This window comes from Gilliamella sp. B3367 (assembly GCF_026536825.1).
Taxonomy (GTDB): Bacteria; Pseudomonadota; Gammaproteobacteria; order Enterobacterales; family Orbaceae; genus Gilliamella; species Gilliamella apicola_E.
Map to the genome: position 1 here is coordinate 1 of NZ_JAFNNJ010000005.1, position 23,314 is coordinate 23,314.

The window sequence follows — 23,314 nt, forward strand, 5'->3', positions numbered from 1 at the left end:
TAATTCACCCAATCGCAATGGCAGACGGCTTACGTTTCGCTATCCGTGAAGGTGGTCGTACTGTTGGTGCTGGTGTTGTTGCTAAAGTTATTAAATAATTTAAGCTTAATCAGCTCAAGAAAAGAAGGTGCACTATGTGCACCTTTTTTTATTGTTCTCAATGTTAATTAAATAAGTTATAGTCGTTGACCACTTTTTTATCCAAACTGCATTTTATTTATTTTTGTCATATTATCGGCATAGATATGGATAAAAATACACTAAAAAAAGCCAAACAAAATGTTATAAAAAATGACCTCAATTATATTGCAGTGTGCAATTGAAAAAAATAATAAATTTGGCATAACCACCTCTTAAAAAGAGAATACAATGACTAAACAGCCTTTTTTTGCTATAGTAATCACTATTTTATTTAACGTGGAATAATGAAAAGCTATGGAATCGATACCTAATTGCCCTGTTTGCCAATCAGAACATACTTACCATGATGGCACATTTTATGTTTGCCCTGAATGTGCACATGAATGGGATCCAAATCAAGAAACCTCAACCAATGATGAATTACAAGTTAAAGATAGTAATGGCAATACACTTGTTGATGGTGATGATATTATTTTAATAAAAGATCTAAAATTAAAAGGTTCATCAACTGTTCTCAAAAAAGGAGCTAAAGCTAAAGGCATTCGTCTTGTAGACGGCGATCACGAAATCGATTGTAAGGTTGATGGAATGAAAGTAATGCTGAAAGCTTGTTTTGTTAAAAAAGCGTAATTGTATTAATCAATATTCAACTTTTTATATAAATTAATGAAAAAACATCTTTAGTTAAACCTTTGTTAAAACCATTTAATAACAAAAAATTATTTAATGGTTTTACAATATAAATCAATTCACACACAAATAAAAACATCTACGTTCGTTTAATACTTTTTGAGTATCTTTTAGTAGACAAAATACCTTATATATAATTTACACAATAATGTTGAGTTTTATCTTGATCGAAAATTTTAGCTTGTTTATTAATTATAGCTTTTAACGAAATAGATGATTAATATTTTTCAATCACTTTGAGGAATAGAAAAGTTTTACGATGGGAAGCTGTATAAACATTTACCATATGTAAAGCATTAAAATACTGCGTAGCAACATTTGAATTGTCCATACTTGACACCTATTTTACATTAGGTGATAAATCATTTTTTGAAGTTTATTTATTATTTCCTCTACAGGTGAAAACGATATATCTAATTCATCAATAAGAACATCAATTGCCTTATTGATAATCTTCAAAACCACTCAACACGGTTATTGATTTTATAAAGTTTTTATTCTTCACTAACATTATTTTTTTCTAAAAAATATGCATTATTCTTTTTCCGTAAGAAAAAACTAGCAAATCTCTCTTAAATATGGTATAAAACGCGCGCTACTTTTCACATTCATTTTTCAAAAATAATTGTGAAATAAAGCACAAATTTAAAACTTAATTAACGTTATAACACACACATATCATTACTCTTTTCCGGGGTGCCTTTTACTTTGTGTATAAAGGTCGGATAAAGCGGATATGTGGAGGCATAACCCCAACGTCAAAATGAGGAAATCATGACTACAGTATCAATGCGCGATATGTTACAAGCAGGTGTACACTTTGGACACCAAACTCGTTATTGGAACCCAAAAATGAAACCATTTATTTTTGGTGCACGCAACAAAGTACACATCATCAATCTTGAAAAAACAGTACCTATGTTCAATGAAGCATTAGCTGAATTAAACAAGATTGCTGCGCGTAAAGGTAAAATTTTATTTGTTGGTACAAAACGTGCTGCAAGTGAAGCAATTAAACAAGCAGCTGAAAGCTGTGGACAATATTACGTTAATCACCGCTGGTTAGGTGGTATGTTGACTAACTGGAAAACAGTACGTCAATCAATCAAACGTCTTAAAGATTTAGAAACACAAGCTAATGATGGTACATTTGATAAATTAACCAAAAAAGAAGCACTTATGCGTGCTCGTGAAATGGCTAAATTAGAAAATAGCTTGGGTGGAATTAAAAATATGGGTGGCTTACCCGATGTGATTTTTGTAATTGGTGCAGACCATGAACATATCGCAATCAAAGAAGCTAACAATTTAGGTATTCCAGTCATTGCTGTTGTTGATACTAATTCAGATCCAGATGGTATTGATTACATCGTTCCTGGTAATGATGATGCGATCCGTGCAATACAATTATATGCAAATGCGGTTGCTGAAGCAGTTCGTTCTGGTCGTGAACAAAATCAATCTCCAGTATCTGAAGAAAGCTTTGTTGAAGAAGCTCCAGCAGCAGAGTAATAAACTCAAATATTTTCAGGGTCGATAATATCATCGACCCATTCTAATGAAAATCATCAAAATGGTTAAATAGAGGATTTAAAAATGGCTGAAGTTACCGCTTCTATGGTAAAAGAACTGCGTGAAAGAACTGGCGCAGGTATGATGGAATGTAAGAAAGCATTAGTTGAAGCAAATGGTGATATCGATCTTGCTATCGACAACATGCGTAAATCAGGTCAAGCAAAAGCAGCTAAAAAAGCTGGTCGTGTTGCAGCTGAAGGTGTAATCATTTCAAAAATTTCTGCTGATAAAAAAGTAGGTGTTATTTTAGAAATCAACTGTGAAACTGACTTCGTAGCTAAAGATGCTGGATTCTTAGCATTTAGTGAAAAAGTAGCAACAGCAGCTTTAAATGATCGAATCACTGATCTTGCAACGCTACAAGCAAAATTTGAAGAAGAACGTACTGCACTAGTAGCTAAAATTGGTGAGAATATTGGCATCCGTCGTATTAAAGAAATTGCTGGTGATGTAGTTGGTAGTTATCAACACGGCGCGCGCATTGGCGTTTTAGTTGCAGCTAATAATGGTTGTGATGAGGAATTAGTTAAACACATTGCAATGCACATTGCAGCAAGCAAACCAGAATATGTTGACCCAAGTGATGTACCTGCTGATGTGGTTGAACATGAACGTAATATTCAAATCGATATTGCAATGCAATCAGGTAAACCTCGTGAAATCGCAGAAAAAATGGTTGAAGGCCGTATGCGTAAATTCACAGGTGAAGTATCACTTACTGGTCAACCATTTGTAATGGATCCAAGTAAAACAGTTGGTGATTTACTTGCTGAGAAAAAAGCAACAATTGCAACATTTATCCGCTTCGAAGTGGGTGAAGGTATCGAAAAAGTCGAAGTTGACTTTGCAGCCGAGGTTGCTGCGATATCAAAACAATCTTAATTGTTTTTATCGAAACCGCCGTAATGGCGGTTTTGTTTATCTGCAAAATATTTTAAAATGATTGCCAGCTAGTTATTCTAGATTTTTAAGTAATAAAATATAGTGAGATTTCATATGGTAACCCCTTTCTATAAACGTATCCTTCTTAAACTCAGTGGTGAAGCATTACAAGGTGATGAAGGTTTTGGTATTGATCCAACCGTTCTTGATCGTATGGCACAAGAAATTAAAGAACTTATCGACATGGAAGTTCAGGTTGCTGTTGTTATTGGAGGTGGTAACCTATTTCGTGGTGCAGGACTTGCTAAAGCGGGTATGAACCGTGTTGTTGGTGACCATATGGGGATGCTAGCAACGGTTATGAATGGCCTTGCCATGCGTGATGCTTTGCACCGAATTGAAGTTAATGCACGTTTGATGTCGGCAATCCCATTAAACGGAGTTTGCGACGATTATCGCTGGACTGAAGCAATTAGCTTGCTTAAACATGGTAAAGTCGTTATTCTTTCTGCAGGAACAGGCAACCCATTTTTCACAACTGACTCTGCGGCTTGTTTACGTGGTATTGAAATTGAAGCAGATGTCGTTTTAAAAGCAACCAAAGTTGATGGTGTTTATTCTGCCGATCCAGTAAAAAATCCCAATGCTACACTATATAAAACACTTAACTATGAGAAAGTGTTGGATGATGAATTAAAAGTCATGGATTTAGCCGCATTTACATTAGCACGAGATCATAATCTACCGATTTGTGTTTTTAATATGAATAAACCTGGTGCATTACGTCGTGTCATTTTAGGCGAGCAAGAGGGAACATTAATCAATAATCAGACTACAGTGAGCTGTTAGTCTTAATTATTTAAAAAGGTTTTTATTATGCTAAATGAGATTCAAAAAGAAGCGCAAACGCGCATGGAAAAAAGTATTGAAGCGTTTCAAAATCATATTTCTAAAGTCAGAACTGGACGTGCTTCACCAAGCTTATTAGACGGTATTATGGTTGAATACTACGGTAGTCCTACACCACTGCGTCAGCTAGCTAACGTTGTTGCTGAAGATGCAAGAACTCTAGCCATTACGGTATTTGATAAATCATTAACGCCAATGATTGAAAAGGCAGTTTTAACCTCTGATTTAGGACTTAATCCTGCTTCAGCAGGGACAGTTATTCGAGTACCTCTACCACCATTAACTGAAGAACGTCGTCGTGATTTAACTAAAATAGTGCGTAATGAAGCAGAACAAGGTCGTGTGTCAATTCGAAATATTCGTCGTGATGCTAACGATCAAATCAAAGCTTTGTTAAAAGATAAAGAAATCTCAGAAGATGATGAACGTAAATCACAAGATTTAATTCAAAAAGCAACAGATGCAGCTATCAAAAAATTAGATGCAGTGCTTGCAGATAAAGAAAAAGAGTTAATGGAATTTTAATCTCTTGGCTAAAAAGCCTAGTTGATAAAACTAGGTTTTTTTGATTTTTACCAATCAACTATCAATCATTTAATTACCGCTGAAAAATACAAAATATTAGTTTTATCAGTAAGCGAATAGATCAAAAATAAAAAATCACTCAATAAAATAAACAGCTATCCTTCTATTTAAGCGATATAAAGTCTAACTGAGTTTATCTACAGTTGCTCAATGAAGATAATGCGCTTATGCAAAATTAAAGGGTAAGCAATGTGTCCGTATTAGCGCATTATTAGCCACTAAAAATAATCAAGTTTGTCAAAATCATGGTTTCCAGTCTGGTTTGATTCAATTGTTTAAGTTTATTAAATAGTTTAGTTTTTAATTATCAAAATTTAAGTATATAATGTTACGGAAATAACATTATAGGGCTATATATGTTATTTTTATAACATCATTTACTTAATACTAAAATCATTTACTAGACATTACTAACAAAAATTAAAGGACATCATTATGGATTATGCAAAGTATATTGATCATACTTTACTGGCGATGAATGCCACAGAAGATCAAATACGTAAACTTTGTGAAGAAGCAAAGCAGTATCATTTCTATTCTGTATGTGTTAATTCAGGCTATGTGCCTTTAGTTGCTAGCTTGCTTAAAGGTAGCGATGTAAAGGTTTGTTCAGTCGTTGGCTTTCCTTTAGGTGCTATGCTGACTTCTGCTAAAGCATTTGAGACTGAAATGGCAGTCAAAGCTGGTGCAGAAGAGATCGATATGGTTATCAATGTCGGCTGGCTAAAAAGCAATGATTTAACGGCGGTTAAAGAAGATATTCAAACAGTATTTAATGCTTGTGGTTCAGTGCCGTTAAAAGTTATTTTAGAAACTTGCTTATTAACTAAAGAAGAAATCGTTACAGTTTGTACAATTTGTAAAGAAATTGGCGTTGCTTTTGTTAAAACTTCAACTGGTTTTAGCTTATCAGGGGCAACAGTTGAAGATGTTAAATTGATGCGGGAAACAGTCGGTGATAAAATGGGTGTTAAAGCATCAGGTGGCATTAGAGATCGTCAAACTGCTGAAAAAATGGTTCAAGCTGGTGCAACACGGTTAGGCGCTAGTGCTGGTATTGCAATTGTATCAGGCGATAAAGCATCATCTAGCGGCTATTAATTCATCCTTTTATAAGCTACTGTATAGTAGCTTATTGCTATTTATGGAATGGCAATGGAAACGCAACCGCAAAAAAGAGTTAATGCACTTATTGAGCAATTAAAAACTACCGATAAAATTCATTTAAAGCAAGCAGCGCAAATGCTTGCTGTTTCTGAAATGACAATTCGTCGAGATCTTAGCAATCAATCATCATGTTTAGCTGTTTTAGGCGGTTATATTGTTAACCAAGCACGCCATACCATATCGCAATATTTTGTTTCAGATCAAAAAGATAAACATGTAGATGAAAAGCGTTATATTGGCAAACTAGTTAGCCAATTTGTTGACGAGAACGATACTATTTTTTTTGATTGCGGTACAACCATGCAATTTATCATTGATGAAATTAGTGATGATATTGCCTTTACTGCAATCTGCTATTCACTCAATGCCTTTCTAGCGTTACAAAACAAACCAAAATGTAAAATCATTTTATGCGGTGGGCAGTATCAGCTTAATAATGCAATTTTTACCGGCATTAGTTCCCATAATCCGCTCGATTTTATCTGTCCAAATAAAGCTTTTATTTCGGCAGCAGGTATTGATCTCACTCAAGGTGCAACTTGTTATCATTTTGATGAACTGAATATGAAGCATCAGGCGATGAAAAAATCTAATCAAAATATTTTAATTGCCGATCATACTAAGTTTAATCAAGTTAAACCGGCTTTTATTTGTAACCTTGATCAGTTTAATTTGGTGATGACCGATAGAGCACCGGATTTAGGCTACGTCGCTTACTTTGAAGAAAATAACATTGGTTTAATTTATTAATTATGAAAAATATCGCAATTTTAGGTTCAACAGGATCAATCGGCTGTAGCACATTAGCCGTCATTCGGCAAAATCCAACTTTATACAAAGCTTATCTGCTAGTAGGTGGCACTAATGTTGCAAAAATGACAGAGCAGTGTCAGGAGTTTAAACCAAACTATGTTGCTATGGCGAGCAAACAAGCAGCGCAAGAGCTTAAAGCAAATTTAGCTAACCTAAAATTGAATATAGAAGTACTGAGTGGGGAGCAAGCTATGTGTGATTTAGCACAGCTTCCCGAAGTTAACCAAGTTATGGCTGCAATTGTTGGTGCTGCGGGATTAAGGCCGACTCTTGCTGCAATTAAAAAAGGTAAACGCATTTTACTCGCTAATAAAGAGTCATTAGTCACTTGTGGGCATTTATTTATGCAAGCGGTGAAGCAATATGGCGCCGAGCTACTGCCGGTCGATAGTGAACATAATGCGATCTTTCAAAGTTTACCTACCGCAGTGCAGCATGATATAGGGTTTGCTAATCTGACTGATCATGGTATCGCCAAAATTGTATTAACCGGATCTGGCGGACCTTTTCGGGAGCTACCGTTAAATCAATTAACTTCAGTCACACCTGCGCAAGCGACTTTACATCCTAACTGGTCAATGGGTAAAAAAATTTCTGTTGATTCGGCAACGATGATGAATAAAGGCTTGGAATATATTGAAGCTCGTTGGTTGTTTAATGCTAGTTCTGAGCAAATGGAGATTATTGTACATCCTCAATCGATTATTCACTCAATGGTTCGTTATCTAGATGGCAGTATTATTGCAGAATTAGGCGTGCCAGATATGTGTACGCCAATTGCTTATTCAATGTCTTATCCATTACGTATTTCATCCGGTGTTCCTGCTTTAGATTTTACTCAAATCTCATCATTAACCTTCAATCAACCTGATTTTATTCGCTATCCATGCTTAAAATTAGCCATTGAGGCTTGTGGTGAAGGGCAAGCGGCAACAACAGCGCTTAACGCTGCCAACGAAGTGGCAGTTGAAGCATTTTTACAACATAAAATTGGTTTTATGGATATTGCCAAACAGGTTGCAACCACGTTAGATCAACTTAATTTTCCGGAACCTGCCACTATTGATGATGTGTTCACCATTGATGCATGGGCTAGAGCACAATGTAGCAAACAGATAGTTTAAATGGCATTAAAGTGTTTTATACACTCGGCATGGCGTACCCATGGCAACGACATTTGAAGGAATATCTCGATCTACAATACTGCCAGCTGCAATAACCGTATTATCGCCGATAGTCACATTGGGTAGTACAATTACGTTACCACCAATCCAAACGTTATTACCGATCGTAATCGGTTTGGCAAACTCAAGCCCACTGTTGCGTATTTGGCTATCAAGTGGGTGACCTGAGGTATAAAAACCGCAATTGGGTGCAACAAGGACATTATCTCCGAATGTAATTTTGGCCGCATCAAGCATGATGCAGTTAAAATTAGCAAAAAAATTCTCTCCAATTTCAACATTGTAGCCATAATCACATTGAAAACCGGGCATAATTGTAAATTGCTTCGGTGTTTTACCTAATAGCTTTCTAAAAAGTTGTTGCCGTTTATCCACTGCTGAAGGTGATAGTTGGTTTAACTGAAAGCAGAGATCTTGTGCATAAATTCGCTCTTTTTCAAGCTCATTAATACAAGGATTATAAAGTAAACCTGTTAACATTTTCTCCTTTTCAGTCATTTTACTATCCCATCTGTTTTGCTATTAGTGCAGGATTATCACTAATAAATGATTGTAAAAAACCACTGTCTGGTAATGCCGTTAATGCACCTTTTTTGGTGGTAGCTAGTGCTCCGCATGCGCTGGCTATAGTCATCATACTTTCTAACATTAATTTATCCTCAGGCATACCTGATAAAGCAATACTGCTAAGTAATCCTGCAACAAATGCATCTCCAGCTCCAGTTGTATCAATGCTATTGACATGAAATGAGTCAAAAGTAAAAGTTTTACCTTGCCATAACACAATACTACCATCTCTGCCTTTGGTAACTAACTTAAGTGGTGCATTATAATGTTGTTGCAATTTATCGAGTGCTACATGCCAATCTTGGCTCTCAGTTAACCAAAACAACTCTTCATCAGAGAGTTTAAGAATGTCAGCATCATGACAGAATTGAGTGATAATTGTGCGCATTTCATTTTTATCTTGCCACATTTGTTCACGTAAATTGATATCAAAACTAATTAAACCATTTTTATCACTGAGTTTCTCAATAGCTTGTTTGAGCGTTTGTCGACAAGTTGTTCCAACTAATGCTAAAGAACAAAAATGAAGAATATCTTGATTAAAATCAGGAAGTGCTTGTTCTGACAAAAATTGATCGGCCGAAGGTGAAACAAGAAAGGTAAAACTTCGTTCACCATTTTCACCTAAATCAACAACAACAGTGCTTGTTCTATGCTCCTCATCCTTTTCAAGACTTTGGCAATCAACATGATGCTCACAAAAAGTCTTTTCCATGAAGTGACCAAATGGATCATTACCAACTCTACCAATAAAACCAGAGGGCAGTCCTAACTTAGCAATACCAATAGCAACATTTGCAGGAGCGCCTCCAGCACAGGCTCGGTAGTTCATTTCACCAAATGGTAATAAATCGATAACAGCATCACCAAGAGACCATACTTTTGTATTATTCATTTTGTCACTCATATTATTAATAGGTTAAATTTTTGTGTCATTACTATCTCAGCATACTCAAATTAATTCATTAAGCATTGATTAGCTGATGTATTGATAATCAATATTAACTATAAACTAAATCATTTATAAAAAAAATCATTGTTAACGTTAAAAATATGTGACTATCATCACATATTTTAACGTTTATTTCACCATGAGTTAACGTTAACAAAAAAATTAATGTAGTATGTAATCGTATTAACCTAACTCATGATAAAAGAAGGGAATGTTATGACAAATGCAATTGATAAAGCTAACCAAGCTATAAAAAAATTAGAAAAAGAAATGAATAAGCAATATTATCCTCATTTCCATTTATCACCTCAAGCTGGTTGGATGAATGATCCAAATGGCTTAGTCTATTATAAAGGACAATATCATGCTTTCTATCAACACCATCCTTATAATGAGAATTGGGGACCAATGCACTGGGGACATGCAGTAAGTGATGATCTTATTACATGGCGAAGATTACCAATTGCAATTGCGCCAGATCATGATTATGACAAGAGTGGGTGTTTTTCAGGTTCAGCTGTAGATAATAATGGCGAATTGAGCTTAATTTACACAGGCCATATATGGTTAAATGGTCAAGGTAATGATGAACATATCCGAGAAACTCAATGTCTTGCCACAAGTAAAGATGGTATTAATTTTAAAAAACATGGAACTGTACTTTCACCAAAAGAAGGGATTATGCATTTTCGTGATCCTAAAGTGTTTAAACAAAATGGTAAATGGTGGATGGTAGTTGGTCAGCGAGAAACCAATGATGTTGGTCAAGTGTTACTTTATCGTTCAACTGATTTAAAAGATTGGAAGTTTGAACAAGTTCTTATCAGTGATATCGATCCGAATGTTTATATGCTTGAATGTCCAGACTTTTTCCCATTAGGAAATAAATGGATATTAATGTTCTCACCACAAGGTATGCAAGCAAAAGGTTATCAATATCGAAATCGATTCCAATCTGGCTATATCGTTGGAGATTGGCAGCCAGGTAAGCCATTTTCAATAATCAAATCATTCCAAGAGATGGACTTTGGTCACGATTTTTATGCGCCTCAATCATTCCTCGCAGCAGATGGTCGTCGTATTATGTTTGGTTGGATGGATATGTGGGAATCAAAAATGCCAAGTAAACATGATAAATGGATGGGAGCATTTACTTTACCACGCGAATTAATCCTAGATCGACAAAATAGAGTTCGTAATCGACCAATTAAAGAACTTGTGGCACTTCGCGAAAAACCACAATCATTAACTAATATTGAATTAAATAGTGAATTAAAAAATACCAAAATTGAATCAATTAGTTGTGAAATTAATGTTGAAATTGATTTAGTCAATAGTAATGCTGAACGTTTTGGATTACAACTTGCTGCGACACCAGATGGTAAGCAAGCAACCTTATTGTACATTGATCGGCAAGCTAACCGCATCATTCTAGACCGAAGTCTTTCTGGAATTGACTTAAAAGGTTATCGAAGTGTGCCATTACCAAAAACCAAAAAACTAACATTACATATTTTTGTTGATGCATCATCAGTCGAAGTTTTCATAAATAAAGATTTATATAGCCTCTCAAGCCGTATTTATCCTAAATTACCAGCAAAAAGGTTAATTAACTTATTTGCCGAAAATGGACAAGCAAAAATTACCAAATTAGATAGCTGGCAATTAAAATCAATTTATGAATAATTTATAAAAAAACCACCAACTAAGGTGGTTTTTTTGTTATAAAGATTCTCGTTCTAAATATGGTGATGGTATGTGAGTGATAGTTTTTTTACTTTCACTATTGATTATATGCAGAGCTGCTTTTTGACCTATTTCATAATGTGGTAATTGTACAGTAGTCAGTGAAGGATAAAAAAGTTCACCAGTACCAACCATATTGTCATAACCGAGAACCGCAACATCGTTGGGAATATGAAATCCTTTACCAAGTAAAAATTGATAAGCAACAAAAGCAATTCTATCGTTACCACAAATTAATACATCAAAATCTGGTTTTTTAACACAATGTTTTGCCAAAATTTCTATCGTCATCATATATTCTAGGGAAAGGTTTGCAGGTGACATTAAAGTATGATAACTCTTGATATCGTTTAAATCGTTGCCAGCATCTAACCATGCTTGCTCAGCAGCTTTACGCCTAATTTTACCCGCTAAAGTATTTTCTGATAAATAGATACATAATGGTTTTTTATATCCCTTATTTATTACATTCTGCATCGCTTGATATTGACCAGAATAATCATCAGGGATGTAACAAGCAAGCTGCTCAGAATCACTAATGCAGTTTGCTAATACCACATTTTTACCGAGCAATTTATCTGGCAGTTGAACTTTTCTTAACCCCATTGTTGTATAAATAATACCATTAGGTCGATAAGATAAAAGAGTATTAATCGCATGATCAGCATCTTTATCATCAAATAAATTAACAATAAACGTATTCCAACCATGTTGTTGAGCTGTTTTTTCTATTGCTTGAAGTAATTCAACTGAGAATGGCGTTGTCGCCGTTTCTAATGCCAGCACACCAATAGCATAAGGGCCAGAATTATCCCCTCGAATCTTTCGTGCAGATAAATCCGGCACATAATTAAGCTCCTCAATAGCTTTCTTCACTTTTTTATATGTTTCTTTATTGAGTTTGTCAGGATTATTGATTGCTCGAGAAACCGTCATCAATGAAACTGATGCCAATCTAGCAACATCCTTGAGTGAAGCCATAGTTGAATCCTTTTACTCACATTAAAAATAATAATAAATTTTAGCTTTGTATGATGATACCACAAATAAAAATGATAAAAAGTGTGAGGAAAGTAACATTTATGATAATTGGTTGTTTCTATTTTATTCCAATTATGACAATAATGTTAACATTAACATGTTAACGTTAAACTTCAACATAAAAAGAGAATGAAAATGAATATAGATATAATACAAAATAGAAATTATTGGTTCTCGTCAGGCTATCTTGTTACCTTTTATGCAGCATGGTCACTTTGGTGGTCTTTTTATGCCATTTGGCTCAAAAGCCAAATTGGTTTATCTGGTGAACAATTAGGGGTTGTTTATTCTGCTAACTCTGCTGCAGCCATGTTTTTTATGATTTTTTATGGCATTATCCAAGATAAATTGCAGATAGGTAAAGCGGTAATTACCTTCCAAAGTATTATCATGTTACTTATTGGCCCGTTTTTAATTTATGTCTATGAGCCTTTACTTCGAAATGATTTTATTTTGGGTGTCTGTATTGGTGCCCCAGTATTAAGTGCTGGTTTTATTTCTGGATGTGCTTTGATTGACTCTTTTATCGAGCGAATTAGTCGTCTATTTGGTTTTGAATTTGGGCCAGCAAGATTCTGGGGATCATTTGGTTATGCTGCTGCAACTTTTGTTGCTGGTATTTTATTTGGCATTAACCCCCACATTAACTTCTGGATGGCATCTGGCGTTGCAGCTATCTATTTCACCATCAATTTAGTTTTTAAACCTAAACAAGAGTCTTTGGCAAACGGTAAAACACAAGCCGTCATGGAAAAACCATCTATCCCTACCATGAGTGAAATTTTTTCACTATTTGGTATGAAAAAGTTTTGGTTATTTGTCTTTTTTATAATCGGTACTAATAGCTTTTATACCATATATGATCAGCAACTATTCCCAAATTTCTATACCAGCTTCTTTGATAAACCAGAAAGTGGCTATCAAGTTTATGGATATTTAAATTCTTTCCAAGTTTTTTTAGAAGCAGCTTGTATGATTTTAGTACCCTATTTTATTAATAAAATTGGTGCAAAAAAAGCTTTACTAGCAGCAGCGTTGGTAATGGTATGCCGAATCTCATTATCTGCAACGTTAGATAATGTTTATCTAATTTCATTAGTTAAACTTTTCCACGCAATTGAAACACCACTATTTATTCTAGCAGTATTTAAATACGCTGTAGCCAACTTTGATGCGAGACTATCATCCACACTATACTTAGTTGGATTTAACATCTCATCAAATGTAGGTGTTATTGTATTGTCATGGATTGTAGGTAAGTTATTTGATAAAACAGGATATTCAACTACTTTCTATGTACTAGCAGCAATAGTATTTGTCATTTTATTTATTGCAACATTTACTTTAAGTGACAATAAACAAAAAACAGAAAAATAACCATCATTCTTAAATGTTGTAAAAATGGGAACAAATTGTTCCCATTTTATAATATCTATAGAGAAAGCTTGCTTCTATTCTTAGTTTGCGAAACAATATAAATTGTTGAGACTGACGTTTAAATCTATATAGGTACTTGGTGTGAATACAAGCAAAAAAGTGGTTAAACCGGACATGTTATGGCAGACAATCCGAGAAGAAGCATCAAAGCTCGTTGAAAGTGAGCCAATGTTAGCAAGCTATTTCCATGCAACTTTACTTAATCATGAAAATTTAGGTAGTGCATTAAGTTATATTTTAGCTAACAAGCTTGCAACCCAAGTTGTACCGGCAATTGAGATTCGAGAAATTGCTAGACAAGCTTATCAAGCAGATAACAACATAATCAATGCCGCGATTACCGATATACTTGCTGTTTACATTCGAGATCCAGCAACCAATTACTATTCCACACCGCTACTTTATTATAAAGGTTTTCTTTCACTACAAGCTTATCGAATTGCACACTGGCTTTGGAAACAAAACCGTAAATCACTAGCAACTTTTTTACAGAGTCAAATTGCTATTGTATTTGGCGTTGATATCCATCCAGCAGCTAAAATTGGCTGTGGTGTTATGTTTGACCATGCAACAGGGATAGTCATTGGTGAAACCGTAGTTATTGAAAATGATGTTTCTATTTTACAATCAGTGACATTAGGTGGAACCGGAAAAGAAAATGGCGATCGTCATCCTAAAATTCGTGAAGGAGTAATGATTGGTGCGCACTCAACGATTTTAGGAAATATAGAAATAGGTAAAGGAGCAAAAATTGGAGCTGGTTCAGTCGTTTTAGAGCCTGTTCCTGAACATACAACAGTAGCTGGTGTTCCTGCTAAAATTGTTGGTTGTCCTGATTGTGATAAACCAGCTTTAAACATGGATCAAGATATCTAATTTTTGAAAAATGATTCCGTTGTTCAATGACAACGGAATACATAATGTAGTTGAAAATTACGACGGAGAACTAAGATTTACATCCATAGTTGGGTAAGGAATATTAATGCCATTTTCAGTTAGCCCATTTTTAATATTCTCAAGTAATACAGCTTTTACTGGTCCATAATTAGCATTTAACGTCCAGACTAAAACATTAAAATTCATGGATGAAGCATCCAGCAAATCCAAACGTATAATCGGTTCTTTACTCGTTAAAATATTATCAGTTTTATTTACAGCTTCTCTTAATACTTTATAAACTTTCTGAATATCAGAATCATATCCCACATTAACAACTATATCTAAACGTCTTTCTGGCAAACGAGTATAGTTAATAATATTTGCACTAACCACTTGTCCATTTGGAATGACGACCATTTCATTCGTTGGCGTGACAATAGTTGTTGAAAAAATTTGAATCGAATCAATAACACCTTGCTGATTATTAATAATGACTGTTTCACCAACTCTAAATGGGCGAAAGATAATTAAAATGACACCAGCTGCAAAATTAGACAACGAACCTTGCAGAGCTAAACCTACGGCTAAGCCGGCGGCACCAATTACCGCAACAATTGATGCGGTTTGCACACCAAGTTGACCTAACACGGCAACTAGCGTCATAACAATAATGGCATAATAAGATAAAGAACTAACAAATTTAACTACAGTCGGATCGACATGGCGATTAGTTAAAATTCTTCTTAATTGACGAGCAACAAATTTAGCAATTGTTCGACCAATTAAAAAAATAAGAATGGCAAAACAAAAATGAGCAATATAACTGATTACTACGCCATCATATTTCTCAATAAACAACCAAATCTGGTTTACTATATTTTCAAAACTCATGAAATTATCCTCTGTAAAAATAACAGAAATAGTTAATTGAATAATTGCGATTAAATTGGTTTAAACTAACTGTTTTGCTAATAAAGCCCAACGGGTTTCAAAGTTTGTTGTTGGTAGATATTTAAAACCAGAACGGGAATAACGAGCCATCATTCCTTCGCAAAAAGCAAGTAACTGACTAGATAAAATACGTTCATCAGTGGTAAAGGCCACACCTTCACGGATTTTTCTTTCTCGTATAACTTGCTTTATCTGCGTTTCGATACGTTCAAATAATTGACTGATTCGTTCTTGCAATTGGTCTTGCTCAAACATTAACGCATGACCAGTCATAATCCGAGTCAACCCAGGATTCTTTTCAGAAAAACCAAGGATTAAAGCCAAAATAAGTTGAAGCCGCGTAAATGTTTTTGGTTCATCTTGCAAAATCACATTGATGCGAGAAAGCAAAATGTCTTCAATATAAACGATCAAACTTTCAAACATTTTAGTTTTACTTGGAAAATGCCTATACAATGCCGCTTCAGAAACACCAACAGTTGCAGCTAATTTAGCAGTAGTTATTCGTTGTGTTCCCTCATTGGATTCAAGCATTGTTGCTAATGCTTGAAGTATATCTTCTTTACGATTTTTATTTTTGCTACTCACGATTATTTCTTACCTGAATGCCCAAATCCACCTTCGCCACGCGCTGATTCGATAAAATCATCAACAATATTAAATTCTGCTTGCACGACTGGCACAATAATTAATTGAGCAATACGATCACCTGGCTCAATAACAAATGGGTTTTGACTTCGGTTCCAAAGGGGAACAAACAACTGTCCTTGATAATCGGAATCAATTAAACCGACTAAATTACCAAGGACAATACCATTTTTTGAACCAAGGCCTGAACGAGGTAATACTAATGCAGCTAAACTAGGGTCAGCAATATGCATTGATAATCCGGTTGGGGTTAAGATTGTTTCGCCTGCTTTGATTTCGGTTGTTTTATCAAACATCGCTCTTAAATCAATACCTGCGGAACCTTCAGTTGCGTAAGTTGGCAGTGGAAACTCGTTACCTAAACGTTTATCTAATACTTTTATATCAATTTTTCTTTTCATCATGACTCGCTTTATATCGTGTTATAACTGCTTGAAGTAATTCTTTTGCTAATTCTTGCTTATTGCTTAATGGTAACGTTTGTTCACCATTTTGCCAATAAAGGGTTAATGCGTTTTGATCAGAATTAAAGCCTATTTTCTTGTCAGACACATCATTAGCACAAATCAAATCTAAGTTCTTAGTGGTTAATTTTTTAAGGGCATAAGCCTTTATGTTATTGGTTTCAGCGGCAAAGCCTACAACAAACGGACGTCCTTTCTTTAATGAAGCAATGTTGGCAACAATATCAGGATTTTTAACTAATTTAATAACAAGTTCATCACTATCATCGGTTTTTTTAATTTTTTTCGTGGCAATAGTTTCAGCTCTATAATCAGCAACAGCAGCACAAGAAATAAAAATTGATGATTTTTTAGCAAACTTTAATGCCACATCATACATCTCATTAGCACTTTTTACATTAATGCGATTCACATTATTTGGAGTTGCTAAATTAACTGGGCCACTGATTAAGTTTACTGTTGCTCCAATTTCAGCCGCTGCCTGAGCAATAGCATAACCCATTTTACCTGAACTGTAATTACTGATATAGCGTACTGGATCAAGCTCTTCAATGGTTGGGCCCGCAGTAATAGTAATCTCGGTTCCAGCAAGTGTTGACGTTGCTGAAAAATACTTCTCAACATGCTTAACAATAGTTGCAGGTTCAACCATTCGCCCTGGGCCAAAATCACCACAAGCTTGAAAACCATCATCCGGACCCCAAATTAAGGTATTTCGCGAAGCTAATGCCGCTAAGTTCTGTTGAGTTGCAGCAGCTTTATACATCTGTTGGTTCATAGCTGGCGCTATGGCAATTTTAGCTGGTGTTGCAAGACACACTGTTGATAAAAGATCATCAGCAATACCATTTGCCATTTTCGCAATGATATTTGCCGTAGCGGGAGCAATTAATACCAAATCAGCCCATTTAGCTAATTCAATATGACTCATCGATAGTTCAGCAGAAGGGTCAAATAAATCACTTGATACCGTATTACCAGACAATGCTTGCAATGTCATTGGCGTGACAAAATGGCTCGCTGACTCAGTTAATACCACATGTACCTGCGCACCTGCTTTTTTTAGATGGCGGACAAGATCAGGGCATTTGTAAGCAGCAATGCCACCAGTTATCCCTAATAAAATATGTTTACCAGATAGACTCATGATCTCGTTATTCTCCGATCCCAATTAAAGGCGATATATTACCATAATTAAATTAGATAATAAGTAACTCTTTCGCATTGGCAAGCGTTGCATCTGTAATTTTATCCCCACCTAACAACCGAGCTAGTTCATTTAAACGTCCATTTTCATCTAATCTTTGCATATCTGTCGATGTTTGTTTACCATTCGTTTGCTTACTGACAAAATAGTGCTGATTAGCTTGACCTGCTACCTGTGGTAAATGCGTTACCGTAATGACTTGTGTTGACTCACCAAGTTGCCTTAACAGTTGCCCAACCTTAGCCGCTGTTGGTCCACTAATACCGACATCAATTTCATCAAAAATCAACGCTGGGGTATCCATTTTTTGCGCGGTCAAAACCTGTATGGCTAGTGCGATACGAGACAATTCACCACCAGATGCAACTTTGGCTAATGGCTGCACCACTTGCCCAGCATTAGTACTCACTAAAAAAGAAACTTGGTCTGCGCCATCTTCACTTAATCGATTTTCATCAAATATAACATCTATACTGAATTGACCGTTCGGCATAGATAAATCGTGCATAATAGCCATTACTTTTTTAGCCAACGTTTTACTCACCGTTAATCGTTTTTGATGCAATTTTGCAGCCAGTTCTATCGCAATTTGTTGATACTTTTTGATCTCTTCTTTTAACTGTTCACCTTGTTCATCTTGTTGATTAATCTGCTTAAATTCATTAAGTAAATTTTGATGTAACTCAGGTAATGCTTCAGGAGAAACATGATGTTTTCGCGCTAAAGCAATTTGTTTAGACAAGCGTTGTTCAAGTTGCATCACTCTTGCCGGATCGAGCTCTAAGCTCTCACTATAATGGCGTAATTCATAGCTAGCTTCTTTAATTTGAATAGCGGCATCTTCTAACATAACTAAAACATCATTCAGTGAAGGATCTAATGCGACCAACTCATGAATACTTTGTTTAACACTATTAAGCATGTTGCTGACATTATATTCGTCTGCTTCATCTAATAGCATGATAGATTGTTGGCTAAGATTAATTAGCTGTTCGCTATTGGATAATTTTTTATATTCTTCATCGATTTGTTGATATTCACCTTCAATTGGTGAAAATTCATTTAACTCTTTTAATTGATATTGTAATAACTGAACATGAGCATCACGCTCTTGTTTGGAAGAAAGATATTGTTGATAAGCTTGGCTTGCTGATTTCCATTGTTTATAAGCTTGTTGCATATTCGACAATAGTGTCGGCTCATTCATATAATGATTAAGTAAAATTTGTTGATAATCACTTCGTAATAAACGCTGATGTTCATGTTGGCCATGAATTTGTATTAACATTTGTCCTAAATCTTTTAATTGTGAGATAGGAACAGCACGCCCATTAATAAATGCTTTCGAACGCCCATCTTGATTGATAACTCTTCTTAAAATACATTCATTACCTTCATCAAGTTGATTTTCGGTTAACCAGGAGTATGCTGCTGGAGTATCATCAAGAACAAAACTGGCTGAAATATCAACCCGATCAGCTCCATTACGAATAGCTGAAGCATCAGAACGATTTCCTAAACAAAGCCCTAATGCATCGATCGCAATCGATTTACCTGCGCCTGTTTCACCCGTAATTGCGGTCATCCCTGTTGTAAAATCAACTAACAACTGATCGACGATAGCAAAATTATTAATAGTCAATTGCGTTATCATAATAAATTAATACATAAGGTTGGTTACCATATTGGCAGTATAACAGCAAAAACACTGTAAATAAATACAGTTAATTATTTTTATAAGCGTTAATTTTTAAAAAGATAATAATTAATTTACGCTAAAGGCAAATAAACATCAGTGATCATCTCTTGTGGTTGAATGTTTAAACCGACATTTACATAATGGAAAATTGGAGGAAAGTTCCCTATTCGCTCGCCACTTTGTGGAAGCCATGTTTCAAGTAAGTAAATAATGGCTTGATTATTTTCTCTAGAGCCAATATCCCTTGCCTTGGCACAACGAAGTTGTGGTATTTTTTTATTGATGATTCCGTAATCATTTGGGGGAATTGTGCAATTTATCGATATTGCAAAATCGACATGATGCTCACTGAGAGGCGTCGTGTTGGGATTGGTATAATGAATACCATAACTTTGATACTTTTGACTATCTAAAAAATTGTTTTCTTGTCTCCATTTAATGAATTTATTTAGAGTGTTATTCTCTAATAAAGGTGAACCATAATGTTCAATGACGGCTAATTGTGTAGCAGGAAATTGTACAATTTCGACATTCATAACCTAAATCCATGGATAATTTATTTGCTACCTTTTAGGATGCTATTAAAAGACGCTTAATAAATAATTTTTACCAATTATAACAATAACTTTTACACTCGGTCAATTCAGCTTATTCCCCTTTCTTCCACGGTTGCTTACGGATATAATTTACAAGCTTTTAAACTATAAAGGTATTATTAAATGTTTGGAAATAAAATAAATCGACAAATTATTGTTTGGACTACTCTGATTGGTGGATTCATTAGCGCACTGGTTAAATGGGGTTCTGAAGTTAATATGCCTCCTCGTGTTCCTGGGGAAATTTCACCACCTGCGGCACACATTGATGCATGGCTCGGTTGGTTAGGCATTAATTCTCATTCACTTGATTATGTTTACCAAACGGCAATCGTTTCGGGCGCAGTAACACTTTATCACTGGTTGTTTAGTTTTGCCTTTGCCTTCGTTTATGTATTTATTGCCTACTTTTGGAATAATATTCGATTATGGTATGGTGCATTTTATGGCATTATCATTACCGTTATGATGCACGGTTTTTTAATTCCGCTATTAGGTTTTCGTCATCCCGCTTATGATCCGGAAGGCACCGTTGGTTGGTTATGGAACCTAAATGGTTATGAACTTTGGAGTGAAATTTTAGGGCATATCTATTGGGGCGTATCAATCGAAATCTGTATGATCGCTGTGCTTGCTCATTTTTCAAGACCAATCCGTGGCGAATGGCGCCAGTAGTTAATTTATTAATTTTCATCTATTTCAATCCTTCTGTTGAAAAACAGAGGGATTTTTTTATACCTTTTGATATAGTTAAAAACTATATCTTTTGATAAAAAACTAGAATTATTCAATAACATTTTTTTTTGCTATCTTTTTAACCACTAAAGAAAAGTGCTAAATGCTAAATAAGGAAAAGAAAATGAATACTGCAGTTATTGGATATCCTCGTGTTGGTAAACTTCGTGAGCTTAAATTTGCAACCGAAGCTTATTTTAAAGGTAACAAAACCCAAGCTGAATTATTAAATGAAGCAAAAGCCCTACGTGCTGAACATCTACAACAACAAGCATCACATAAAATTGCTTTAATCTCATCTAATGACTTTTCATTTTATGATGCAGTATTAGATACGGCCTGTTTACTGAATGTTATCCCAAAACGTTATCAAGATTTAGGCTTACCTGAACTCGATCGTTATTTTGCCATGGCGCGTGGTTATCAAGGTGAAAAAGGTGATGTGCGAGCGCTGGCAATGAAAAAATGGTTTAATACCAACTATCACTACTTAGTGCCTGAAATTGAAGATTCACTACAAATAAAACTAGCCAGCACCAAACCTTTTGACGAATATCAAGAAGCCAAAGCATTAGGTATTCAAACCAAACCGGTTGTGATTGGCGCATTAACCTTTTTCAAATTAGCACAGTATTTAGGTAATAAACAGCTAGTTGATTTTAAAGCCGATATTATTAAAGCCTATCAAGAAATTATTCAAAAATTTACTGCACTTGGTGCGCAGTGGATACAAATTGATGAGCCAATTTTAGTGACTGATTTAACTCATGAAGATATCGCTTTATTCAATGAGCTTTATCAGTCAATTTTATCAGTTAAAGGTACAACCAAAGTGGTTTTACAAACTTACTTTGGCGATGTGCGTGATTGTTACCAACAATTAGTGGCGTTACCATTTGACGGTATCGGACTTGATTTTGTTGAAGGTAAACAATCCTTAGCATTACTTGAAAGTCATGGTTTCCCGGCTGATAAAGTGTTATTTGCTGGTGTGGTAAATGGTAAAAATATTTGGAAAAATAATTATAAAAAAACATTGGAATTAGTCGCAAAAATTAAGCAAAAAGCGGCAAATATTGTGATTAATACTTCGTGTTCTTTACTCCACGTACCTTATACATTACAAAACGAAACTAAATTAACGATTCAACAACGAGCTTATTTTGCTTTTGCTCAAGAAAAGCTACAAGAGTTAGCTGAACTGGGTGAATTAGTCAAAGATTCAAATTTTGAAAATAGTCCGGCTTACAAAGCAAATCAAACCCTATTTACGCGTGAGCGTGAAGGAGCAAATCAAGCGGTACGTCAAAAAGTTTCGGCTTTAAAAGCGTCTGATTTTACCCGTCTACCGGAATTTTCAGTACGTGAAGCAGCACAGAAAAAAGCCTTTAATTTGCCATTATTACCTACAACAACGATTGGTTCATTTCCGCAAACACCTGATGTACGTTTAAACCGTGCAAAATTCAAGAAAGGCGAAATTTGCTTAAATGAATATACCGAGTTTAACAAACAAAAAATTGCAGAATGTATCAAGCTTCAAGAACAGATTGGTATTGATGTGTTAGTTCACGGCGAATTTGAACGTAATGACATGGTTGAGTATTTTGGTGAAAGCTTAAATGGTTTTGTCTTTACTGAAAAAGCATGGGTGCAATCATATGGTACTCGTTGTGTTAAGCCACCAATTGTATGGGGTGATATTTCACGATCTAAACCAATTACCGTTGAATATTCACAATATGCACAAAGCCTAACTGACAAACCAGTTAAAGGTATGCTAACTGGTCCAGTGACGATCCTTAACTGGTCGTTCCCTCGTGAAGATATTTCACAAAAAGAGTCTGTATTCCAAATTGGTTTAGCAATCAGTGATGAAGTGTTAGATCTTGAAGCGGCCGGCATTAAAGTCATCCAAATTGATGAAGCAGCGTTAAAAGAGAAATTACCATTACGTAAAGCTGATTGGAATAGTGAATATCTGGATTGGGCTATTCCGGCATTTAGACTAGTGCACAGCAAAGTACAAGCTGATACACAAATTCATACACATATGTGTTATAGCGAATTTGCTGACATTATCAAAGATATCGATGCCATGGATGCTGATGTGATTTCATTTGAAGCATCACGTTCTAATCTACAATTGATTGATGTGCTTAAAGCCAATAATTTTAAAACTGAAGTTGGACCGGGTGTTTATGATATCCATTCACCACGTGTACCACCGGTTGCTGAAATCAAAGCAACAATTGAGAAGTTACTGGCAAAAATTGACAAGCAAAAACTTTGGATTAATCCGGATTGTGGTTTAAAAACTCGTGGTGAGAAAGAAGTTGTTGCAAGTTTAGAACATTTAGTTCAAGCAACATTAGAAGTTCGAAAAACACTTAATTAACAGCGTTAATTAGTTTGCTTTACCTTAATTTCCGCCGCCGATTTTGGC

At 35.2% G+C, this 23,314-nt stretch carries 22 protein-coding genes and 1 pseudogene; 14 read left to right on the plus strand and 9 right to left on the minus strand.

The features are described from left to right. The 9 genes and pseudogenes from J3U23_RS08215 to ispC all read left to right on the plus strand — a co-directional run. A pseudogene (locus tag J3U23_RS08215) lies at positions 1-98 on the plus strand (elongation factor Tu); the annotation flags it as partial. A 337-nt stretch (positions 99-435) separates the two neighbouring features. After that, positions 436-771, plus strand: a complete 336-nt coding sequence (locus tag J3U23_RS08220) for a zinc ribbon domain-containing protein YjdM (protein WP_065733703.1) — start codon at positions 436-438, stop codon at positions 769-771. Positions 772-1,605: 834 nt separating this feature from the next. Next, positions 1,606-2,343, plus strand: a complete 738-nt coding sequence (gene rpsB / locus J3U23_RS08225; protein WP_034882419.1) for a 30S ribosomal protein S2 — start codon at positions 1,606-1,608, stop codon at positions 2,341-2,343. Positions 2,344-2,427: 84 nt separating this feature from the next. Then, a complete protein-coding gene (tsf, locus tag J3U23_RS08230; RefSeq protein WP_267330774.1) occupies positions 2,428-3,288 on the plus strand; it encodes a translation elongation factor Ts in 861 nt (286 codons plus the stop codon). 114 nt (positions 3,289-3,402) lie between these two features. Next, on the plus strand, positions 3,403-4,137 hold the full coding sequence (gene pyrH / locus J3U23_RS08235) for a UMP kinase (protein WP_065562695.1): 735 nt from the start codon (positions 3,403-3,405) through the stop codon (positions 4,135-4,137). A 27-nt stretch (positions 4,138-4,164) separates the two neighbouring features. Further along, positions 4,165-4,722, plus strand: coding sequence for a ribosome recycling factor (gene frr, locus J3U23_RS08240; RefSeq protein ID WP_065562696.1), 558 nt, complete (start codon positions 4,165-4,167; stop codon positions 4,720-4,722). A 495-nt stretch (positions 4,723-5,217) separates the two neighbouring features. Then, positions 5,218-5,883: a deoxyribose-phosphate aldolase gene (gene deoC, locus J3U23_RS08245; RefSeq protein ID WP_267337239.1), complete on the plus strand. Its 666-nt coding sequence runs from the start codon at positions 5,218-5,220 to the stop codon at positions 5,881-5,883. Between the two features lie 54 nt (positions 5,884-5,937). Next, complete coding sequence (gene deoR, locus J3U23_RS08250; protein ID WP_267338992.1) at positions 5,938-6,699, plus strand: DNA-binding transcriptional repressor DeoR; 762 nt, start codon at positions 5,938-5,940, stop codon at positions 6,697-6,699. 2 nt (positions 6,700-6,701) lie between these two features. Further along, positions 6,702-7,886 carry a 1-deoxy-D-xylulose-5-phosphate reductoisomerase gene (gene ispC / locus J3U23_RS08255; protein ID WP_267338993.1) on the plus strand — a complete coding sequence of 395 codons (1,185 nt, stop codon included), beginning with the start codon at positions 6,702-6,704 and terminating at the stop codon, positions 7,884-7,886. A gap of 6 nt (positions 7,887-7,892) precedes the next feature. Here the strand turns inward: ispC and J3U23_RS08260 are convergent, their stop codons facing one another. Together J3U23_RS08260 and J3U23_RS08265 are read right to left on the minus strand one after the other, a co-directional pair. Next, complete coding sequence (locus J3U23_RS08260) at positions 7,893-8,444, minus strand: sugar O-acetyltransferase (RefSeq protein ID WP_267342338.1); 552 nt, start codon at positions 8,442-8,444, stop codon at positions 7,893-7,895. 4 nt (positions 8,445-8,448) lie between these two features. Next, entirely contained in the window at positions 8,449-9,408 is a 960-nt protein-coding gene (locus J3U23_RS08265; protein ID WP_267332234.1) for an aminoimidazole riboside kinase, read from the minus strand. Between the two features lie 273 nt (positions 9,409-9,681). Between J3U23_RS08265 and J3U23_RS08270 the strand changes: the two genes are divergently transcribed. Continuing rightward, positions 9,682-11,151, plus strand: coding sequence for a glycoside hydrolase family 32 protein (locus tag J3U23_RS08270; RefSeq protein WP_267338994.1), 1,470 nt, complete (start codon positions 9,682-9,684; stop codon positions 11,149-11,151). Between the two features lie 36 nt (positions 11,152-11,187). On the opposite strand, the gene J3U23_RS08275 is transcribed toward J3U23_RS08270, so the two are convergent. After that, entirely contained in the window at positions 11,188-12,192 is a 1,005-nt protein-coding gene (locus J3U23_RS08275) for a LacI family DNA-binding transcriptional regulator (protein ID WP_065733694.1), read from the minus strand. Positions 12,193-12,387: 195 nt separating this feature from the next. Between J3U23_RS08275 and J3U23_RS08280 the strand changes: the two genes are divergently transcribed. Both J3U23_RS08280 and cysE read left to right on the plus strand, forming a co-directional pair. Beyond that, complete coding sequence (locus J3U23_RS08280) at positions 12,388-13,629, plus strand: oligosaccharide MFS transporter (protein ID WP_218059968.1); 1,242 nt, start codon at positions 12,388-12,390, stop codon at positions 13,627-13,629. A 174-nt stretch (positions 13,630-13,803) separates the two neighbouring features. Beyond that, complete coding sequence (gene cysE, locus J3U23_RS08285; RefSeq protein WP_065562771.1) at positions 13,804-14,565, plus strand: serine O-acetyltransferase; 762 nt, start codon at positions 13,804-13,806, stop codon at positions 14,563-14,565. A gap of 57 nt (positions 14,566-14,622) precedes the next feature. On the opposite strand, the gene J3U23_RS08290 is transcribed toward cysE, so the two are convergent. The 6 genes from J3U23_RS08290 to J3U23_RS08315 all read right to left on the minus strand — a co-directional run bounded on the left by J3U23_RS08290 (position 14,623) and on the right by J3U23_RS08315 (position 20,073). Continuing rightward, on the minus strand, positions 14,623-15,459 hold the full coding sequence (locus J3U23_RS08290; RefSeq protein WP_065562705.1) for a mechanosensitive ion channel domain-containing protein: 837 nt from the start codon (positions 15,457-15,459) through the stop codon (positions 14,623-14,625). A gap of 60 nt (positions 15,460-15,519) precedes the next feature. Continuing rightward, the gene (slmA, locus tag J3U23_RS08295; RefSeq protein ID WP_255305725.1) at positions 15,520-16,107 is read right to left on the minus strand and encodes a nucleoid occlusion factor SlmA; all 588 of its coding nucleotides are present in this window, start codon (positions 16,105-16,107) and stop codon (positions 15,520-15,522) included. Positions 16,108-16,109: 2 nt separating this feature from the next. Next, entirely contained in the window at positions 16,110-16,568 is a 459-nt protein-coding gene (gene dut / locus J3U23_RS08300) for a dUTP diphosphatase (protein WP_065733692.1), read from the minus strand. Next, complete coding sequence (gene coaBC, locus J3U23_RS08305; RefSeq protein WP_416380103.1) at positions 16,552-17,781, minus strand: bifunctional phosphopantothenoylcysteine decarboxylase/phosphopantothenate--cysteine ligase CoaBC; 1,230 nt, start codon at positions 17,779-17,781, stop codon at positions 16,552-16,554. The genes dut and coaBC overlap by 17 nt, the downstream gene beginning before the upstream one ends. A 49-nt stretch (positions 17,782-17,830) precedes the next feature. Continuing rightward, complete coding sequence (gene recN, locus J3U23_RS08310) at positions 17,831-19,492, minus strand: DNA repair protein RecN (RefSeq protein WP_267338996.1); 1,662 nt, start codon at positions 19,490-19,492, stop codon at positions 17,831-17,833. A 116-nt stretch (positions 19,493-19,608) separates the two neighbouring features. Then, the gene (locus tag J3U23_RS08315; protein ID WP_267338997.1) at positions 19,609-20,073 is read right to left on the minus strand and encodes an AraC family transcriptional regulator; all 465 of its coding nucleotides are present in this window, start codon (positions 20,071-20,073) and stop codon (positions 19,609-19,611) included. A gap of 183 nt (positions 20,074-20,256) precedes the next feature. On the opposite strand from J3U23_RS08315, the gene J3U23_RS08320 reads away from it, so the two are divergent. Together J3U23_RS08320 and metE are read left to right on the plus strand one after the other, a co-directional pair. Continuing rightward, entirely contained in the window at positions 20,257-20,808 is a 552-nt protein-coding gene (locus J3U23_RS08320) for a YagU family protein (RefSeq protein ID WP_065733689.1), read from the plus strand. A 184-nt stretch (positions 20,809-20,992) separates the two neighbouring features. Continuing rightward, positions 20,993-23,266 carry a 5-methyltetrahydropteroyltriglutamate--homocysteine S-methyltransferase gene (gene metE / locus J3U23_RS08325; RefSeq protein WP_267330787.1) on the plus strand — a complete coding sequence of 758 codons (2,274 nt, stop codon included), beginning with the start codon at positions 20,993-20,995 and terminating at the stop codon, positions 23,264-23,266. Positions 23,267-23,314: the final 48 nt, after the last annotated feature.

Coding starts and splice junctions, on each gene's coding strand:
- J3U23_RS08275 (WP_065733694.1), bottom strand. CDS start 12,192: ATGGCTTCACTCAAGGATGTTGCTAGATTGGCATCAGTTTCATTGATG.
- frr (WP_065562696.1), top strand. CDS start 4,165: ATGCTAAATGAGATTCAAAAAGAAGCGCAAACGCGCATGGAAAAAAGT.
- metE (WP_267330787.1), top strand. CDS start 20,993: ATGAATACTGCAGTTATTGGATATCCTCGTGTTGGTAAACTTCGTGAG.
- J3U23_RS08290 (WP_065562705.1), bottom strand. CDS start 15,459: ATGAGTTTTGAAAATATAGTAAACCAGATTTGGTTGTTTATTGAGAAA.
- J3U23_RS08270 (WP_267338994.1), top strand. CDS start 9,682: ATGACAAATGCAATTGATAAAGCTAACCAAGCTATAAAAAAATTAGAA.
- dut (WP_065733692.1), bottom strand. CDS start 16,568: ATGAAAAGAAAAATTGATATAAAAGTATTAGATAAACGTTTAGGTAAC.
- J3U23_RS08315 (WP_267338997.1), bottom strand. CDS start 20,073: ATGAATGTCGAAATTGTACAATTTCCTGCTACACAATTAGCCGTCATT.
- deoC (WP_267337239.1), top strand. CDS start 5,218: ATGGATTATGCAAAGTATATTGATCATACTTTACTGGCGATGAATGCC.
- deoR (WP_267338992.1), top strand. CDS start 5,938: ATGGAAACGCAACCGCAAAAAAGAGTTAATGCACTTATTGAGCAATTA.
- cysE (WP_065562771.1), top strand. CDS start 13,804: ATGTTATGGCAGACAATCCGAGAAGAAGCATCAAAGCTCGTTGAAAGT.
- ispC (WP_267338993.1), top strand. CDS start 6,702: ATGAAAAATATCGCAATTTTAGGTTCAACAGGATCAATCGGCTGTAGC.
- pyrH (WP_065562695.1), top strand. CDS start 3,403: ATGGTAACCCCTTTCTATAAACGTATCCTTCTTAAACTCAGTGGTGAA.
- recN (WP_267338996.1), bottom strand. CDS start 19,492: ATGATAACGCAATTGACTATTAATAATTTTGCTATCGTCGATCAGTTG.
- J3U23_RS08265 (WP_267332234.1), bottom strand. CDS start 9,408: ATGAATAATACAAAAGTATGGTCTCTTGGTGATGCTGTTATCGATTTA.
- J3U23_RS08320 (WP_065733689.1), top strand. CDS start 20,257: ATGTTTGGAAATAAAATAAATCGACAAATTATTGTTTGGACTACTCTG.
- J3U23_RS08260 (WP_267342338.1), bottom strand. CDS start 8,444: ATGACTGAAAAGGAGAAAATGTTAACAGGTTTACTTTATAATCCTTGT.
- tsf (WP_267330774.1), top strand. CDS start 2,428: ATGGCTGAAGTTACCGCTTCTATGGTAAAAGAACTGCGTGAAAGAACT.
- J3U23_RS08280 (WP_218059968.1), top strand. CDS start 12,388: ATGAATATAGATATAATACAAAATAGAAATTATTGGTTCTCGTCAGGC.
- J3U23_RS08220 (WP_065733703.1), top strand. CDS start 436: ATGGAATCGATACCTAATTGCCCTGTTTGCCAATCAGAACATACTTAC.
- rpsB (WP_034882419.1), top strand. CDS start 1,606: ATGACTACAGTATCAATGCGCGATATGTTACAAGCAGGTGTACACTTT.